The following is a 16,261-nucleotide window of genomic DNA, read 5'->3' on the forward strand; positions in this document are numbered from 1 at the left end:
CTCGCCGATACCGCCGGCTTCGATCGCCGCGCCTCCTGGATGGCCGAGCACCTCGCGCCACGCAAACTGCTCGCGCTCGGGCAGTGGCTCGTGACGTTCGGCCTATGCGCATTTCTCGTCGTGCCCGTCGTCATGTCGATCATGGCGGGACTCACGGTCAATTATTTTCGTGGCATTTCGAGCGGCCTGACGCTGCGCTGGCTCGTGCAAGTCTGGACGCAATACCACGGATCCGTGTTCCTTTCGCTCGAAGTCGCCGCGGCCACGCTCGCCGTGACGCTCCTCACGGGCGTGCCCGCCGCCTACGCGCTCGCACGCAGCAAGACGCGCTGGGCCCGCATCGTCGAAGAGCTGATCGTGCTGCCGATCGCCCTGCCGGGCCTCGCGTCGGCGCTCGCGCTCATCGTCGTCTACGGCGGCATCACGGCGTTTCGCATGAGCGTGTGGTTCATCGTCGTCGGCCACGTCGTCTTCACGCTGCCGTTCATGGTGAGGGCCGTCGCGGCCGTCGCCGCAAGCGCCGATCTGCGCACGCTCGAGGAAGGCGCGGCCAGCCTCGGCGCAACGTTCGCGCAACGCTTTTTCACCGTCGTGCTGCCGAATCTGAAACCCGGCATCGTCGCGGGCGCGCTCGCCGTCGTCACGCTGTCCGTCGGCGAATTCAATCTGACGTGGATGCTGCATACGCCCGAAACGAAGACGCTGCCCGTGGGGCTCGCCGATACCTACGCGTCGCTGCGCATCGAAGTCGGCAGCGCCTACACGATTCTGTTTTTCGCGATGACGATGCCGCTGCTCGTCGCGATGCAGCGCCTGGGCGGCGGGCAAGTCGAACTCATGCGCCGCGCCGACGCCGCGCACGGCGCCGCCGACAAGAACGAATAATTTTCGCGCCCCTACGCCTTTACTCGCCACGATGAAATTCACCCCGGTTCCCATCGCACTCACGCAGTGCGCGAAGACATTCCACGGCACGCGCGTGCTCGAGCCGCTCGATCTGTCGATCGGCGCGGGCGAGACGCTCGTTCTGCTCGGGCCGTCGGGCTGCGGCAAGACGACGACACTGCGCATCGTCGCCGGGCTCGAATCGCCCGATGCCGGCGGCACCGTCCGCTTCGGCGACGACGACGTAACGCGGCTGCCGATCGAGCGGCGGCACGTCGGCATGGTGTTTCAAAACTACGCGCTGTTCCCGAACCTGACCGTGCGCGGCAACGTCGGCTATGGGCTCAAGATCGCGAAGGCCGAGCCGGCGCTCGCGCGCAAACGCGTCGACGAATTGCTCGCGATGATGCGGCTCGAGGCCCATGCCGACAAGCCGGTCACGCAGTTGTCGGGCGGCCAGCGGCAACGCGTGGCATTGGCCCGCGCGCTGGCCCGCGAGCCGCGCGTCCTGCTGCTCGACGAGCCGCTGACGGCCCTCGATGCGCGCCTGCGCGATGCGCTGCGGCACGAGATGAACACGCTGCTGCGCGGGCTCGGCATCACGACGGTCTACGTCACGCACGATCAGGCCGAAGCGATGGAACTCGGCGACCGCATCGTCGTCATGAGCGCGGGGCGAATCGAGCAGATCGGCACGCCGCGCGACATCTACTATCGCCCGGCGAATCGTGCCGTTGCTCAGTTCGTCGGCACGATCAATCGACTCGGGGGACAATGGGAAGGCCGTGCGCCCACGGCAGCCGGCGCAAATGGTGCAAACGGCGCCGTCGGCGCCCGCGGCGGTCAAGCCGAGTTCTTTTTCCGTCCCGAGGACGGGCGGCTCGTGGCGCCGGAAGGCGCGCCCCTGCGCGGGATCGTCGAAACGGTCTCGTTTCTCGGCGAACGCACGCGCGTCACCGTGACGGGCGCCGCGCCCGATCCGCTCGTGATCGACGTCGCTGGACGCAGCGAGTGGGCGTCCGGGGCGCAGGTCGGGATCGAGATTGCCCCCGAAGGACTGATCGCACTGCCTTGATCTTGATCGATCGCGTATATCGATCACATAAACGAATTCACTGGACCTGCTCATGCTACTGGCGCAAATCAGCGATCTGCACATCAAGCGCCCTGGGGCGCTTGCCTACCGGCGCGTCGATACGGCCGCCGCCCTAGAACGCTGCGTCGCGCGGCTCAATGCGTGCCAGCCCAAACTCGATGCCGTGGTGGTGACCGGCGACCTCGGCGATTTGGGCAATGTCGTAGAGTACCAAGCGCTCAAGAAGCTGCTCGAGCCGCTCGCGATGCCGGTGTACCTGCTCGTCGGCAATCACGACGATCGCGCCGCGTTGCGGGAAGTGTTCCACGATCACCCGTACTTGCGCACAGGCGGCGAATTCGTTCAATACGCCGTGGATATCGGGCCGCTGCGGCTCATCGCGCTCGATTCGCAAATACCGCGGCAAAGCGGCGGGCACCTGTGCGACGCACGCCTTACATGGCTGGAGACGCAACTAGCGGATGCGCAAGGCAAGCCCGTCGTGCTCGCGCTGCATCACCCGCCGTTCGTTTCGGGCATCGGGCACATGGACCGGCAACGGCTCGATCCGGCATCGGCCGACCGCCTGGCCGCTATCGTGCGCCGCTATCCGAACGTCGAGCGCGTGATCTGCGGCCACGTGCATCGGCCGATTCATACGCGCTTCGCCGGTACGATCGCGTCCGCCGTTCCCTCGCCGGCCCACCAAGTGGCGCTCGATCTGCGCGAGAACGGGCCGTCCGCGTTCCGGCTCGAACCTGCCGCGTTCGCGCTGCACCAATATGCGCCCGAGACGGGCATCGTCACGCATCACGCCTATGTCGACGAAGGCGAGGGGCCCTTCCCGTTCTACGAACCGGACGGCACGCTGATCGATTGATCGCGGCCGAGACGAAGCAATCGAACGCCGACGTCGTCATGCGTCGATGTTCGTTTTTCTCTCGGTCTTCTCGATTCTCGATGTCTCCTGAACGAAACGAAACGAAACGAAGCGAAGCGACAAACGAGCCGTGTCCCCATCGAAGCACGACGCCAGTCATCCCGATCACGCGAACCCCTACTCGCGCGCGCTGTTGCTGCTTCTGGCGACGGTCGCGGGCGTATCCGTCGCCAATATCTACTACAACCAGCCGCTGCTCGATCGCTTCCGCGAGACGTTCCCGCAGGGCGCATCGTGGATCGGCGCGGTGCCCGCCGCCACCCAGCTCGGCTACGCGGCCGGCATGTTCTTTCTCGCGCCGCTCGGCGATCGCTTCGATCGCAAACGGATCATCCTGCTGCAAACGCTGGGCCTCGCGCTGGCTCTCACGGCCGCCGCCGCGGCGCCCTCGCTCGTCGTCCTCGCCGCGGTGAGCCTGGCGATCGGCGTGCTCTCGACGATCGCGCAGCAAGCCGTGCCGTTCGCTGCCGAACTCGCGCCGCCGGCCGAGCGCGGCCATGCGGTCGGCACCGTCATGAGCGGATTGCTGCTCGGCATCTTGCTCGCGCGCACCGCGGCCGGCTTCATCGCGCAGTACTTCGGCTGGCGCACCGTGTTCGGCGCGTCGGTCGGCGCGCTCGCGGTGCTCGCGCTCGTCGTGATCGCCCGCTTGCCGAACAGCCGCCCGACCTCGACGCTGCCGTACGGCAAGCTGCTCGGGTCGATGTGGCATCTCGCTCTCGACTTGCGCGGGCTGCGCGACGCCTCGATCACCGGTGCCGCCTTGTTCGCGGCATTCAGCGCGTTCTGGTCGGTGCTCACGCTGCTGCTTGCCGGCGCGCCGTTTCATTTGGGGCCGCAAGCCGCGGGACTGTTCGGCATCGTCGGCGCGGCCGGCGCACTCGCGGCGCCCATTGCGGGCCGCTTTTCCGACAAGCGCGGCCCGCACGCCGTCATCACGCTGTCGATCGCGCTCGTGGCGCTCGCCTTCGTCATCTTCGCGCTGTCGGCGAAGAGCCTCGTCGGCCTGGTGCTCGGCGTGATCGTGCTCGACATCGGCGTGCAGGCCGCGCAAATCTCGAATCAGTCGCGCATCTACGCGCTCAAGCCCGAGGCGCGCAGCCGCGTCAACACGGTCTTCATGGTCTGCTATTTCATCGGCGGCGCGACGGGATCGGCGGTCGGCGCCTATGCTTGGCGGACATTCGGGTGGCTCGGCGTCTGCGCGGCGGGCGTGCTGTTCGCCGGCGCGGCGGCGGCGCGGCACTTGAGCGCGCCCGAGGCACGGGCGAGTATTTCGCTCTGAGCAGCCGGAGCCACATCGCAGCGCATCGTCGCGATCGAGTGCGGCTGGCGAGGCTTGTGGCTCGAGCGACCCGTCACGAACAGCGGGAGCCGAGCGCCGGAGGCGATTAGAGCCACGCCTCCATTCCAGCCCCAGGCACGGCGCGCCGCGCTATCGTTCGCACGCGTGCACTCTTCCGAAATCGCCCCATGCCCTACCCTCATTTGCTGTCCGAATTGGACCTCGGCTTCACGAAGCTCAGGAATCGTGTCGTGATGGGTTCGATGCATACGGGCTTGGAGGATCGGTTCTGGCACTACCCCGCGCTCGCCGAGTACTACCGCGAGCGGGCGAAAGGCGGCGTGGGCCTCATCGTCACGGGCGGCATCTCGCCCAACCGGGAGGGCTGGCTGCTGCCGTTCGGGGGAACGCTGAACACCGTCTTCGATCTGCGCAATCACCGCAAGCTGACGCGCGCCGTGCACGACGAAGGCGGCAAGATCGCATTGCAGATCCTGCATGCCGGCCGCTACGGCTATCACCCGTTCGTCGTCTCCGCTTCCGCGCTGCGCTCGCCGATCTCGAAGTTCAAGCCGCGCGCGCTGACCGGAGCCGGGATCGAACGCACCGTCCGTGCTTACGCGCGCACGGCCCGGCTCGCGCAGCGGGCCGGATACGACGGCGTGGAGATCATGGGCAGCGAGGGCTACCTGCTCAATCAGTTCCTGTGCAGCCGCACGAACCGCCGCACCGATCGCTACGGCGGCGGCATCGAGAACCGGATGCGCCTCGCGCTCGACGTCGTGCGGCGCGTGCGCCAAGCCTGCGGCGAGCGCTTCATCGTCATCTACCGGCTTTCGCTGATCGATCTCGTCGAAGGCGGCAATACTTGGGACGAGACCGTGCAGGTTGCGCGCGCGCTCGAGGCCGCCGGCGTGACGCTCATCAACACGGGCATCGGCTGGCATGAAGCGCGTGTGCCGACGATCGTGACGTCGGTTCCGCGCGCCGCGTTCGCACCGCTCACGGCCCGGCTGCGCGCGGCTGTCTCGGTACCCGTCATCGCCTCGAACCGGATCAATACGCCCGAACTCGCCGATTCGCTGATCGCCGAGGGCAGCGCCGATCTCGTTTCGATGGCGCGGCCCCTGCTCGCCGATCCGCAGTTCGTCGTCAAGGCCGCCGAAGATCGTGCCGACGAAATCAACACCTGTATCGCCTGCAATCAGGCTTGCCTCGATCATACGTTTCGCAACGAGCGCGCAAGCTGTCTCGTCAATCCGCGCGCGGCGCGCGAGACGGAGCTCGTCTATCGCCCCGCGGCTCGGGCACGCTCGCTCGCCGTCGTCGGAGCCGGACCGGCCGGGTTGTCGGCCGCCTGCGTGGCCGCCTCGCGCGGCCACCGCGTGACGCTGTTCGATGCGGGGGAGACAATCGGCGGCCAATTCAACCTCGCCAAGCGTATCCCCGGCAAAGAGGAATTCGCCGAAACGCTGCGCTACTTCGGCGCGCAATTGCGCAAGCACGGCGTGGACGTACGGCTCGGCACGCGCGTGGACGCGGCCCTGCTTGCACGCTCGGGCTATGACGAGATCGTCGTCGCGACGGGCATCGTGCCGCGCCGTCCGGCGATTCCCGGCATCGACGGCGCCAACGTCCTCTCGTACGTCGACGTGCTGCGCGGCGCGCCGGTCGGCCGCACCGTCGCCGTCGTCGGCGCGGGCGGGATCGGGTTCGACGTCAGCGAATTCCTGCTGCACCGGGCCGGCGCTCCGTTGCCGCAGCCGCGCGACGAATGGCTCGGCGAGTGGAGCGTCGATCTCGACGTGACCGAACCCGGCGGCCTCGCGCAAACCCGGCACGAGCGCGCCCCCGAGCGCCAAATCTGGCTCCTGCAGCGCAAGAAAGGCAAATTGGGCGCGGGGCTCGGGAAGACGTCGGGGTGGGTCCATCGCGCGGCGCTCGCACGCCAGGGCGTGAAAATGCTCGACGGCGTCGCGTATCTCGAGATCGGTCCGCGTGGGTTGAAGATCGAGCGCGAAGGCGTCGACGAGTGGCTCGAGGTCGAGACGATCGTCGTCTGCGCCGGGCAGGAATCGCTGCGCGAACTCATGCCCGCCTCGCCGCAACCCGGCGGTCCGCGTTTCCATTTGATCGGCGGCGCCGCGCTCGCCAGCGAACTCGACGCGGAACGGGCCATTCGCGAAGGGGCCGAGTTGGCCGCAAAGCTGTGAGGCGACAAAGCTGCGAGGCCTCAAAGCCGCACAGTCGCAAAGCAGCGAAGCTGCAATGCCCCGTGACACAAACCCGAATGAACGCGCCAGCAACCGCCTACGCCTAGGCCGCCCGCCTGCGGTCGAACCAGAACGACAGCGCCACGCTCGCGAGGATGACGCCGGTCGAGACGTACGTCGCACCGGTCACGCGCTCGCCGAGCGTCACGGCGCCGAGCGCCACCGCCACGATCGGATTGACGTACATGCAGCTGCTCGCGACGATCGGGCTCGTGTGCCGGATCAAGAAGCCATAGGCGACGTACGCGGCCATCGTCGCGACGAACATCAGATACACGAACGCGAACACCGAGCCGAAGCCGAGCGAGCCGACGCGCTCGCCGCCGGCCAAGGCGATCAGCGTCGAAATCGCGCCGCCCAGGCCGATCTGCAGCGCGGTCGACAAGAACAGATCGGCGGGCAGCGCCAGTTGGCTCGCGAGATGCGCGCCGACCGCCCAAAAAAGCGCGGCGCCGAGGATGACGATGGTGCCGCTCGTCGACGAGTTCGACGTATCGCCGTGATTGAGGATGAAGATGCCGAGCAGGCCGAGCCCGACGGCCACCCACTCTCCTTTGGCGATGGGCCGCCCGGCGATAGCCGAAATGATCGTCGCGAACAACGGCACGGTCGCGACCATCACGGCCGCCGTACCCGTGCCGACGCTGCGCATGCCGAACGCGAGCATTCCGCTGGAGAAACAGATGAGCATCGTGCCGACGATGCCGGCGTTGCGTATTTCGGCGGCCGTGGGCCAGACGAACGTGCGGCGTGTCGCGAGAAAAAATAGGCCGATACCGGCGATCACGTTGCGCAGGCCCGAGAGCAGCAGCGGCGGGAACGATTCGAGCGCGACGTGCACGGCCAGATAGGACGAGCCCCAGGCGAGATAGACGACGGTCAAGGCAAGCGCGACGCGCCCGCCATGGCTGCGCGGCGGACGAATGCGCATGAGGATGTCGAACGGCACGGCGCGGGCAAAACGGGGGAGGCGAGGCGGCATTTCGGTCGACAGGCTTCGGGGGTGCGCGCAAGCGCGGCTGGATTATTTCGGGGATACGTCGTCATTATGCAACGGTCGGCGGCACGAGCGCTGCGAGCAAGCCGCGCGCCGGCGCCGCGCGGACAGGCATTTCGCCGCGGCGAGCGGTCTCGGAGGCCGGCGGGCGCGACACGCAAGGCCTCGTTCGTTGCAGGTTGCCAAAGGCGGGCCGCCCGGTGTATCTTCTGCGGTGCTAACGCGGGGGTCCTGCGTCGTGCCGTAGCACTCGGTACGCGCGGGTGAGAAATACCCTTTGAACCTGATCTGGATAATGCCAGCGCAGGGAAGCGTGCGAGCTTCATCGCTCGACGCACTTCTCTCATCCGCCCGACCTTCCTGTCGTCTCCTGCATTAGCGCCCTAAGTCAGGAGATTCGCATGAGTGCCAACCCGAAGTTCATTTCATCCGAAGCACACGTCGACGCTGCCGCCGTGGCCCCGCTGCCCAATTCGCAGAAGGTGTACGTGACGGGCTCGCGCCCCGATATCCGCGTGCCGATGCGCGAGATCACGCAGGCCGATACGCCGACGGGCTTCGGCGGCGAGCAGAACCCGCCGATCTACGTCTACGACACGTCGGGCCCGTACACCGATCCTCAAGCGAAGATCGACATCCGCGCGGGCCTGCCCGCGCTGCGCCAGCGCTGGATCGAAGAGCGCGGCGACACCGAGCCTCTGTCGGGCCTCACGAGCCAGTACGGCCGCGAGCGCGCGGCCGATCCGGCCACGGCCTCGCTCCGCTTCCCGGGCCTGCACCGCACGCCGCGCAGCGCGAAAGCGGGTGCGAACGTCACGCAAATGCACTACGCGCGCAAGGGGATCATCACCCCTGAAATGGAGTTCATCGCGATTCGCGAGAACCAGCGCCGCGCCGAATACCTCGAAAGCCTGCGCGCGAGCGGTCCGAACGGCGCCAAGCTCGCCCAGATGATGGGCCGACAGCACGCGGGCCAAGCGTTCGGCGCAGCCGCCTTCGGCGCGAATGCGCCACAAGAAATCACGGCGGAATTCGTTCGTGAAGAAGTGGCGCGCGGACGCGCGATCATCCCCGCGAACATCAACCACCCCGAAAGCGAGCCGATGATCATCGGCCGCAACTTCCTCGTGAAGATCAACGCGAACATCGGCAACTCGGCCGTGACGTCGTCGATCGGCGAGGAAGTCGACAAAATGACGTGGGCGATCCGCTGGGGCGGCGACACGGTCATGGATCTGTCGACCGGCAAGCACATCCATGAAACGCGCGAGTGGATCATCCGCAACAGCCCGGTGCCGATCGGCACGGTGCCGATCTACCAAGCGCTCGAAAAGGTGAACGGCAAGGCCGAAGACCTCACGTGGGAAATCTTCCGCGACACGCTCATCGAGCAAGCCGAGCAAGGCGTCGACTACTTCACGATCCACGCCGGCGTGCTGCTGCGCTACGTGCCGCTCACGGCGAACCGGATGACGGGCATCGTCTCGCGCGGCGGCTCGATCATGGCCAAATGGTGCCTCGCGCACCATAAGGAAAGCTTCCTCTACGAGCATTTCGAGGAAATCTGCGAAATCATGAAGGCCTACGACGTGAGCTTCTCGCTCGGCGACGGCCTGCGTCCGGGCTCGATCTACGACGCCAACGACGAAGCACAGCTCGGCGAACTCAAGACGCTCGGCGAACTGACGCAAATCGCGTGGAAGCACGACGTGCAGGTGATGATCGAGGGCCCCGGCCACGTGCCGATGCAGCTCATCAAAGAGAACATGGACCTGCAATTGGAATGGTGCGACGAAGCGCCGTTCTACACGCTCGGGCCGCTCACGACCGACATCGCTCCGGGCTACGACCACATCACGTCGGGCATCGGCGCGGCGATGATCGGCTGGTTCGGCACGGCGATGCTCTGCTACGTCACGCCGAAGGAGCACCTCGGGCTGCCGAACAAGGACGACGTCAAGGAAGGCATCATCACCTACAAGCTCGCGGCGCACGCGGCCGATCTGGCCAAGGGGCATCCGGGCGCGCAGGTGCGCGACAACGCGCTGTCGAAGGCGCGCTTCGAGTTCCGCTGGGAGGATCAGTTCAACCTCGGCCTCGATCCGGACAAGGCGCGCGAATTCCACGACGAAACGCTGCCCAAGGATTCGGCCAAGGTCGCTCACTTCTGCTCGATGTGCGGTCCCCACTTCTGCTCGATGAAGATCACGCAGGACGTGCGCGACTTCGCGGCGGCGCAAGGCGTCACTGATGAAGCCGCGCTGAAGAAGGGCATGGAGGAAAAGGCCGTCGAATTCGTCAAGAGCGGCTCGCAGATCTATCAGAAGCAGTAAGGCCGCGGCGATGTGACGGGGAAGCGGCGCGGCGGCATGCAGCGCGCGTGCCGCTCATCGTTCACGGTTCGTCGGTGAAAGTTCGAGGTTTGCGATTCGCATGAGGGGCGCCGGTTTTCGAACCGCGCCCCTTTTTCATTGGGGGCGGCGATGGTGGCAGTGGCCGGTTGCCGGCGTTCGCCCGCCTCGCGCCATCGACGATCGAGCCGTCAAATCCTGCCATTCGTCTCTCGATTGTTGTCGATTCTTGCTGTTTCATCTCGCGCTGAAATATCGCCCGATCAGTCGGTGATAGCATGCGGTTCGGCTACTCAAAACAAGCCGCTAAAACGCCAAAACGATATAGGCATCCGCCTCGAGACCCTCATGAAACCTAGCCACGCCGTCCAATTGCTCGTGCTCGCCGCATTGTGGGGCGCGTCCTTCCTATTCATTCGCGTAGGCGTCGCCGACTTCGGGGTGGCGCCGCTGATGGCGCTGCGCGTGTCGATCGGCGCTATCGTTCTGGCGATCATGCTCGCGCTGCGCGGCACGCCGCGCGCATCGCTCGCCACGTTGCGTTCCAGGGCACTGCCGCTCCTCGTGGTTGGCGTGCTCAACTCGGCCGCGCCGTTCTGCCTCTTCGCGTTTGCCGAACTGACGTTGACCGCCGGTCTCACATCCGTCATCAACGCCACGACGCCGCTGTGGGGCGCGGTCGTGGCCTTCGTCTGGCTCAAGGATCGGCTGACGCCCCTGCGCACGCTCGGCATGTTCATCGGCTTTTCGGGCGTGGTGTCGCTCGTCTGGGGGCAAATCGCGGCTCCGCACGGCGCCCTCGCCCCGTCGGCCACCGCCACCGCGCTGGCCGCGCTCGCGGCCCTCAGCGCGGCGCTTCTTTACGGCATCGCCGCCAATTTCACGAAGCGGTACCTCACCGGCGTCGATTCGATGACGATCGCCACCGGCAGCATGATCGGCGGCAGCCTCGTGCTGATTCCGTTCGCGATCGCCACCTGGCCGGCGGCCCCCGTGTCGCTGCACGCGTGGGGCGCCGTGCTGGCCCTGGGCGTGGCCTGCACGGGCATCGCCTATCTGATCTTCTTCCATCTGATCACCGTCGCCGGGCCGGCGCGCGCGATCACGGTCACGTTCGTGATCCCCGTCTTCGGCATCCTTTGGGGCGCCTTGTTCCTGAACGAGCAGGTCAATGCCGGCATGCTAGAGGGCTGCGCGATCGTCCTCGTCGGCACCGCGCTCGCCACCGGCGTCATCAAGCGCATCCCCGGCCTGCGGCAGCGTCAGGCTTAAGCGCGCTTAACCGCGCCTGGCGGGTGCGCCGGCCGCATCGGGGAAACCCCCACCCGCCGCCCGCCTTTCCCCCGACCAAAGTACGGCGCCCCACACCCGGCGCGCGTGAGCGCGCGCATTTCCCCTCGATCGTCTGTCACCGAACGTTGGCGCCTCCGGGCGTGGTTCTACGCTGGGCTCGTATTCTTCTGCCCACACTGCGTTAAACTGCCCATTCGTCATATGGACTACGTTCGACATGCTAGGTCTTTTCGTTCGCTGCCGGTCGAGCGGCTCGTCGTGCGCGGCCGGCATGATCTCTTTCCCCGGCTGGCACGGCGCCCGCCGCATGCGGCCACGGCACGTGGCCGTGCATCGCTTGCCATGTCGTCCAAACGCGACCTGACACTCGCGGGCATCCTGCCGCATCTCACCCGCGATTCGGGCGGCTGGCATATCGTCTATCAGGGCGTGACGCTGCGCAGCGCCTTTCAGCCCATCGTTTCGATCACGCACAAGCGCATCGTCGGGTATGAGGCGCTGCTGCGGGCCACGCATGCGGGCGGGCAAGTCATCGCACCCGATCAGCTGTTCGCGCGTGCCAAGGCGACGGGCCCCGCGCTCGCGTTGGAACGGCTCGCACGCTGCGTGCATTTCGCGAACTTCGCCGAGCAAGGCGCCGAAACCGGCTGGCTCTTCGTCAACGCATTGCCGCTATTGCTGCGCGTCGGCCCCAATCATCGAGCGTTCACCGACGAATTGTGCGACTACTTCGGCATCCCGCATCATCGCCTAGTCGTCGAGATCATCGAACAGCCGAGCAGCGATGAATCGAGCTTCGACCGCATGGTCGAAACGATGCGCCAACGCGATCTCCTGATCGCCATCGACGATTTCGGCACGGGGTTTTCGAACTTCGATCGGATCTGGCGCGTGCGGCCCGACATCGTCAAGCTCGACCGCTCGCTCATCTCCCGCATCGCCTCGCCGACCGCCGACCACCAGTTCGCCACGCAGCTCGTGACGATGCTCCACCGGGCGGGCACGATGGTGCTCGGGGAAGGCGTCGAATCGGAGGACGAGTTGATGACGCTGATGGAGGCCGACGTCGACTTCGTTCAAGGCTACTGGCTCGGGCGCCCGCATGCTTCGATCGAAGCCGCCAGCGAGGAGGCGCCCGCCCGGATCGACTCGATGTGGCGGCGCTTTCGCGAGTCTTCGGTCGGCTTGCCCGGCATGCCCGTCGAATTCGGGAGCGTCGAAGAGGCCGTGCTCGGCGGCGCGAATGCCTACAAAGCCACCGACGATCTCGCGCTGGCCGCGCAGCGCACGTTCCGCAGCGCTTGGGCGCGGCGCGTGTTCGTCGTCGATCGGCACGGCGATCAGGGGCAACCGTCGATCGCCGCCGAGCCGCAGGCGCAATCGGCACGCCTCGCCCCGCTCTTTCCCGACTCCGCGAGCAATTGGTCGCGGCGCGCCTATTTCAAGCGCGCAATGGCCGCGCCGGGACGCGTCGCCGTCATGGGGCCGCACTACTCGCTGACCGACGGCAAGGACTGCTATACGGCCGCCGTCACCATCGAGCGAGGCGGCGAGCTGGAGGTGTTTTGCGTCGACTTCGTCGCTAGCGTGCACGTGCCGGACAGAGGCGCCGAGTAGTCGACGGCGAAGGCGGCCGGCGGCGGCCTATCTCCTCTGGCCTCCGCATTCGCGGTATTTGCGGTATTTGCCGTATTCCCTCGATCCCCATCGTTATTCGACGACGCGGCCACGCCCCGCTTTCACGCTCGATCTGCGCGTCTTGCTGTCGAGGCGCCGCGCCGTCGACGCACGCGTCGGCCGCGTCGGGATCCGGGGACGGCGCGTGACGCTGACGCTCGCGATCAATTCGTCGAGCCGCGCGAGCGCCGCCGTCCGATTCATTTCCTGCGTCCGATATTCCTGGGCCTTGATGACGACGACACCCTCGCGCGTGATGCGGCGATCTTCGAGCGCGAGCAGGCGCATTTTCAACGCATCGGGCAGCGAGGAGGCGCGGATGTCGAAGCGCAGATGAATCGCGCTCGATACTTTGTTGACGTTCTGGCCGCCGGCGCCTTGCGCGCGCACGGCCGTCAACTCGACTTCTTCGGGTAGTACCTGGTACCGCAATGTCATCTTGGCTCCTGCTGGCGCCCATCGGGTATATACCGCCGGCCGAAGCCGAGGCAAACTACTCGGCAACTTGCCGATCCGGCTTGCATGACGGCCTGACCTAAGCCAACCGGCTTCCACGAAAGCAGGGGCGATCAACGCTCGCCGCACCCCATTTTCAGAGGTGACGCATGGCAAACAAAGTCTTCCTGATTCCCACGCCGGGGGCGGCAATTCGTGCGTCCGGATTGTCGCACATCGATTTCGCCGACGCCTATTCCGGTCAGGCAGATCGAACCTACGTCGACGCCGAGCAAGCCGCGCGCGCCGTGTTCGCCGATCCGCCGGACATGGTCAAAGGACTGATGGCCTTGCGCAACCGAATCGTGGCGCCGTTCGGATTGCGGGCCAGCGTTGATTTTCGAGATCGCGGGCTGGGGAAAATCGACGTGTTTCCGATCATTTCGAGTACGAGCACTGAGATCGTCGTCGGTGGCGACGACAAGCATCTGGATTTTCGGATCTGGATTGGTATTCAACCGAGCCAAACGGGATCGGAAGTGACAATTTCAACGTTGGTTAAGATCAATCATCTGCTTGGACGAGTCTACTTGTCGGTCATCATGCCGTTTCATAAGCTCCTGTCCCGCTCGCTGCTGCAGGCGGCGCTCACTCGGGGCGACTATGCGTCTCCGCACGCCAGGTAGATCCAGCGGAAAGCGCAGCCGTGGGCTAGCCGTCCAGGGTTGGCACCCGCGCCTTTGCGGCGACTAGTGAGCCAGTGACACGGGAACAGGCTTCGTGATTGTCATAGCGCGACCTCCCGCATGCGCGCGAACAACCCCGAATCGCGCCGCGTCGGCGTGGCGATGGCTTGTGCAAGCACCTCGCGCGCGCCGACGATCCGCACGGTCTTACGGGCGCGCGTGATCGCCGTGTAGACAAGTTCGCGCGCGAGCACACGGCTCTCCGAAGCGGGCAACACGAGCGCCGCATGATCGAACTCGGAGCCCTGCGACTTATGAACCGTCAGCGCGAACGCCGTATCGTGCGGCGGCAGCGCAGCCGGCGTCACGGCCCGCACGCCGCCGTCGGCCGTGCGGAAGTACACGCGCAGTTGCCCTTCGCGCGTGGGCAGTGCAATGCCGATGTCGCCATTGAACAGGCCCAGCGCGTAGTCGTTGCGCGCCACCATCACCGGCCGCCCGGCGAACCAGTTCGTGCCGACGATGAGAGGCACGCGCGCAGCCCGGCGCACATGGTCGGCCATTTGCGCGTTCAGCGCCTCGACACCGCGCGCGCCTAGCCGCATCGCACAAAGGATGCGGAAAGCATTCAAGGCGTCGAAGAGCGGCACGCAATCGGGTTCATGCTGAGCGAGCGCGGTCGTCAGCGCGTGGACGTACGGGCCGAAGCCCTGCCCCAAACGCTCGAGGGTGCGGGGAGCCAACGATGAGCCTGCGTCTTCGTCGAGCACAGCAGGCACGTCATGGCCCGCCGCACCGTCGTCATGGTGATACGCGCCGAACAGGTCGGGCTCGGCCGGCCTGCTCGCACCAAGCGCACCAAGCGCGGCCTCGACATCGCCGCGCCGAATCGCCAGCGACAAACGGCCGATCGCGGAGTCGAGTCCGAAGCGATAGTTGCGCTCGAGCCAGACCACGCAATCGACGAGCGGCACGCTTTCGGGTGAAACGTCGTCCCTTGCCTTCGCGCGCGTCGCTCGGCTCGGATGCGGGTCGTCGCCCGCCCCTGCTCCCCGCGCCATGAAAGAAAGATCGTCGCGCTGAGTCTGAAGCTGACGCTGCGTCTGAAGCCGCGATCCATCGCCGGCGTACTCGGCGTCGGGTTCGTCGAGCCCCGTCCACGCCCAACCGTCGTCGATCGAAGCAATCGCTTCCGGCGGTTCAAGGTCATCGAACAACGGGTACATGTCGTCATCCGCCGACAGCGGTTCGAGCGCCAACGGATCGGCGCTCGCGTAAGCCTCCCGATCCGGGCGAGGCAACGCTGCTTGAACACGCGCCGCATCGACACCGGTCGCCTCGGCGATGCGGGCGATGCCGGCCTCGCTGAACGACGGACGCGCGCTGAGTTCGGCAAACACGGCCCCCGCTTCGACGGCCGCGAGCTGATCCTTGTCGCCGAGCAGCACGAGCCGCGTCTCGGGAGCGAGCGCGTCGAACAACTGTGCGGCCAGCGCAACGTCGATCATCGATGCTTCGTCGACGATGAGTACGTCGTACGGCAGCGGATTGTCGGGCCCGTAGCGCGCGCGCATCCCTTGACTGAGCCCGAGCAGGCGGTGGAGCGTCTGCGACGTGCGCGGCAACCGTGCCGCGATCTCGCCGGGCAAGCTCGCCGCGCGCGCGAGCAGCGCCTCCTGCATTCGCTGCGCGGCCTTGCCGGTCGGCGCGGCAAGTGCGATCGTCAACGCGGGTTGCGCATCGAGCAGACAAGCCAGTATGCCGACGACGGTCGTCGTCTTGCCCGTGCCCGGCCCGCCGCTCACGACGGTCACCCTGCTCGACAACGACAACGCCGCGGCCGCGCGCTGCCAGTCGACTTCGCTGCCATTAGGCGGCCCGAAAAAACGCGCAAGGCGCGCCGCCGACGCGGCCGCATCGGCGGCGAGCGTACTCGCCGCGCCGCGCGCGCTCGTCGCGGCATGTCCGACGACCGCGGCGGCCAGCCGCCGCTCGTCGTCGTAGTAGCGCGCAAGGTAAAGCCGGCCGTCGGCATCGACGACGAGCGGCTTCAACGCTGCCGCGTCCTCCGACTCGTCCGAGACGACCCCGCTCGCGCGCAGCGCCGCGGCGGCGGCATCGAGCGTTTCGCCATAACGGTCGGCCAGTCGCGCAAGCGAGACACAAACGTGGCCCGCGCCCGTCGCGCGGCTGGCCGCGAACGCGGCGCGGCGCGCCCAAGCCGCGGCGGCGGGACCGGCGCCCAAGCGCTGCGCCAAGGCACCGATGCGGCGTGCGAAGCCTTCGGCCAGCGCCATTCCGAAGTCGCCGTTCGCGCGCGCCCGGACCGGCCGCGAGGGTTGCGTCGCCGCGCTCATGCGAGCC

At 66.8% G+C, this 16,261-nt stretch carries 11 protein-coding genes, 2 pseudogenes and 1 riboswitch; of the genes and pseudogenes, 10 read left to right on the plus strand and 3 right to left on the minus strand.

The window, feature by feature from the left end; translation table 11 throughout:
• Nucleotides 1–39 precede the first annotated feature (39 nt).
• The 6 genes and pseudogenes from DWV00_RS20095 (at nucleotide 40) to DWV00_RS20115 (ending at nucleotide 6,398) form a co-directional block, all read left to right on the plus strand.
• Complete coding sequence (locus DWV00_RS20095) at nucleotides 40–885, plus strand: ABC transporter permease (protein ID WP_245964962.1); 846 nt, start codon at nucleotides 40–42, stop codon at nucleotides 883–885.
• A 31-nt stretch (nucleotides 886–916) separates the two neighbouring features.
• A pseudogene (locus tag DWV00_RS34640) lies at nucleotides 917–1,664 on the plus strand (ABC transporter ATP-binding protein); the annotation flags it as partial.
• 71 nt (nucleotides 1,665–1,735) lie between these two features.
• Nucleotides 1,736–1,960, plus strand: a pseudogene (locus DWV00_RS35100) (TOBE domain-containing protein); the annotation flags it as partial.
• Nucleotides 1,961–2,012: 52 nt separating this feature from the next.
• Nucleotides 2,013–2,840, plus strand: coding sequence for a phosphodiesterase (locus DWV00_RS20105; protein ID WP_115535368.1), 828 nt, complete (start codon nucleotides 2,013–2,015; stop codon nucleotides 2,838–2,840).
• A gap of 130 nt (nucleotides 2,841–2,970) precedes the next feature.
• Complete coding sequence (locus DWV00_RS20110) at nucleotides 2,971–4,185, plus strand: MFS transporter (protein WP_115535369.1); 1,215 nt, start codon at nucleotides 2,971–2,973, stop codon at nucleotides 4,183–4,185.
• 188 nt (nucleotides 4,186–4,373) lie between these two features.
• Nucleotides 4,374–6,398 carry an NADPH-dependent 2,4-dienoyl-CoA reductase gene (locus DWV00_RS20115; RefSeq protein ID WP_115535370.1) on the plus strand — a complete coding sequence of 675 codons (2,025 nt, stop codon included), beginning with the start codon at nucleotides 4,374–4,376 and terminating at the stop codon, nucleotides 6,396–6,398.
• A 103-nt stretch (nucleotides 6,399–6,501) separates the two neighbouring features.
• Here DWV00_RS20115 and DWV00_RS20120 read toward each other — a convergent pair whose 3' ends face one another.
• Nucleotides 6,502–7,440 (minus strand): EamA family transporter, encoded by a 939-nt coding sequence (locus DWV00_RS20120; protein WP_115535371.1) that lies wholly within the window; start codon nucleotides 7,438–7,440, stop codon nucleotides 6,502–6,504.
• A 229-nt stretch (nucleotides 7,441–7,669) separates the two neighbouring features.
• A riboswitch (TPP riboswitch) is annotated at nucleotides 7,670–7,783 on the plus strand.
• A gap of 73 nt (nucleotides 7,784–7,856) precedes the next feature.
• On the opposite strand from DWV00_RS20120, the gene thiC reads away from it, so the two are divergent.
• From thiC to DWV00_RS20135, 3 genes are all read left to right on the plus strand, one after another.
• The gene (gene thiC, locus DWV00_RS20125; protein ID WP_115535372.1) at nucleotides 7,857–9,788 is read left to right on the plus strand and encodes a phosphomethylpyrimidine synthase ThiC; all 1,932 of its coding nucleotides are present in this window, start codon (nucleotides 7,857–7,859) and stop codon (nucleotides 9,786–9,788) included.
• A gap of 366 nt (nucleotides 9,789–10,154) precedes the next feature.
• Complete coding sequence (locus DWV00_RS20130; protein ID WP_115535373.1) at nucleotides 10,155–11,078, plus strand: DMT family transporter; 924 nt, start codon at nucleotides 10,155–10,157, stop codon at nucleotides 11,076–11,078.
• A gap of 363 nt (nucleotides 11,079–11,441) precedes the next feature.
• Complete coding sequence (locus DWV00_RS20135; protein WP_115535374.1) at nucleotides 11,442–12,716, plus strand: EAL domain-containing protein; 1,275 nt, start codon at nucleotides 11,442–11,444, stop codon at nucleotides 12,714–12,716.
• 93 nt (nucleotides 12,717–12,809) lie between these two features.
• Here DWV00_RS20135 and arfB read toward each other — a convergent pair whose 3' ends face one another.
• A complete protein-coding gene (gene arfB / locus DWV00_RS20140) occupies nucleotides 12,810–13,214 on the minus strand; it encodes an alternative ribosome rescue aminoacyl-tRNA hydrolase ArfB (protein ID WP_115535375.1) in 405 nt (134 codons plus the stop codon).
• Nucleotides 13,215–13,381: 167 nt separating this feature from the next.
• Between arfB and DWV00_RS20145 the strand changes: the two genes are divergently transcribed.
• Complete coding sequence (locus DWV00_RS20145) at nucleotides 13,382–13,897, plus strand: DUF2867 domain-containing protein (RefSeq protein WP_115535376.1); 516 nt, start codon at nucleotides 13,382–13,384, stop codon at nucleotides 13,895–13,897.
• A gap of 101 nt (nucleotides 13,898–13,998) precedes the next feature.
• Here DWV00_RS20145 and DWV00_RS20150 read toward each other — a convergent pair whose 3' ends face one another.
• A complete protein-coding gene (locus DWV00_RS20150; protein WP_115535377.1) occupies nucleotides 13,999–16,254 on the minus strand; it encodes an AAA family ATPase in 2,256 nt (751 codons plus the stop codon).
• Nucleotides 16,255–16,261 lie beyond the last annotated feature (7 nt).

This window comes from Trinickia dinghuensis (genome assembly GCF_003367175.1).
GTDB lineage: Bacteria > Pseudomonadota > Gammaproteobacteria > Burkholderiales > Burkholderiaceae > Trinickia > Trinickia dinghuensis.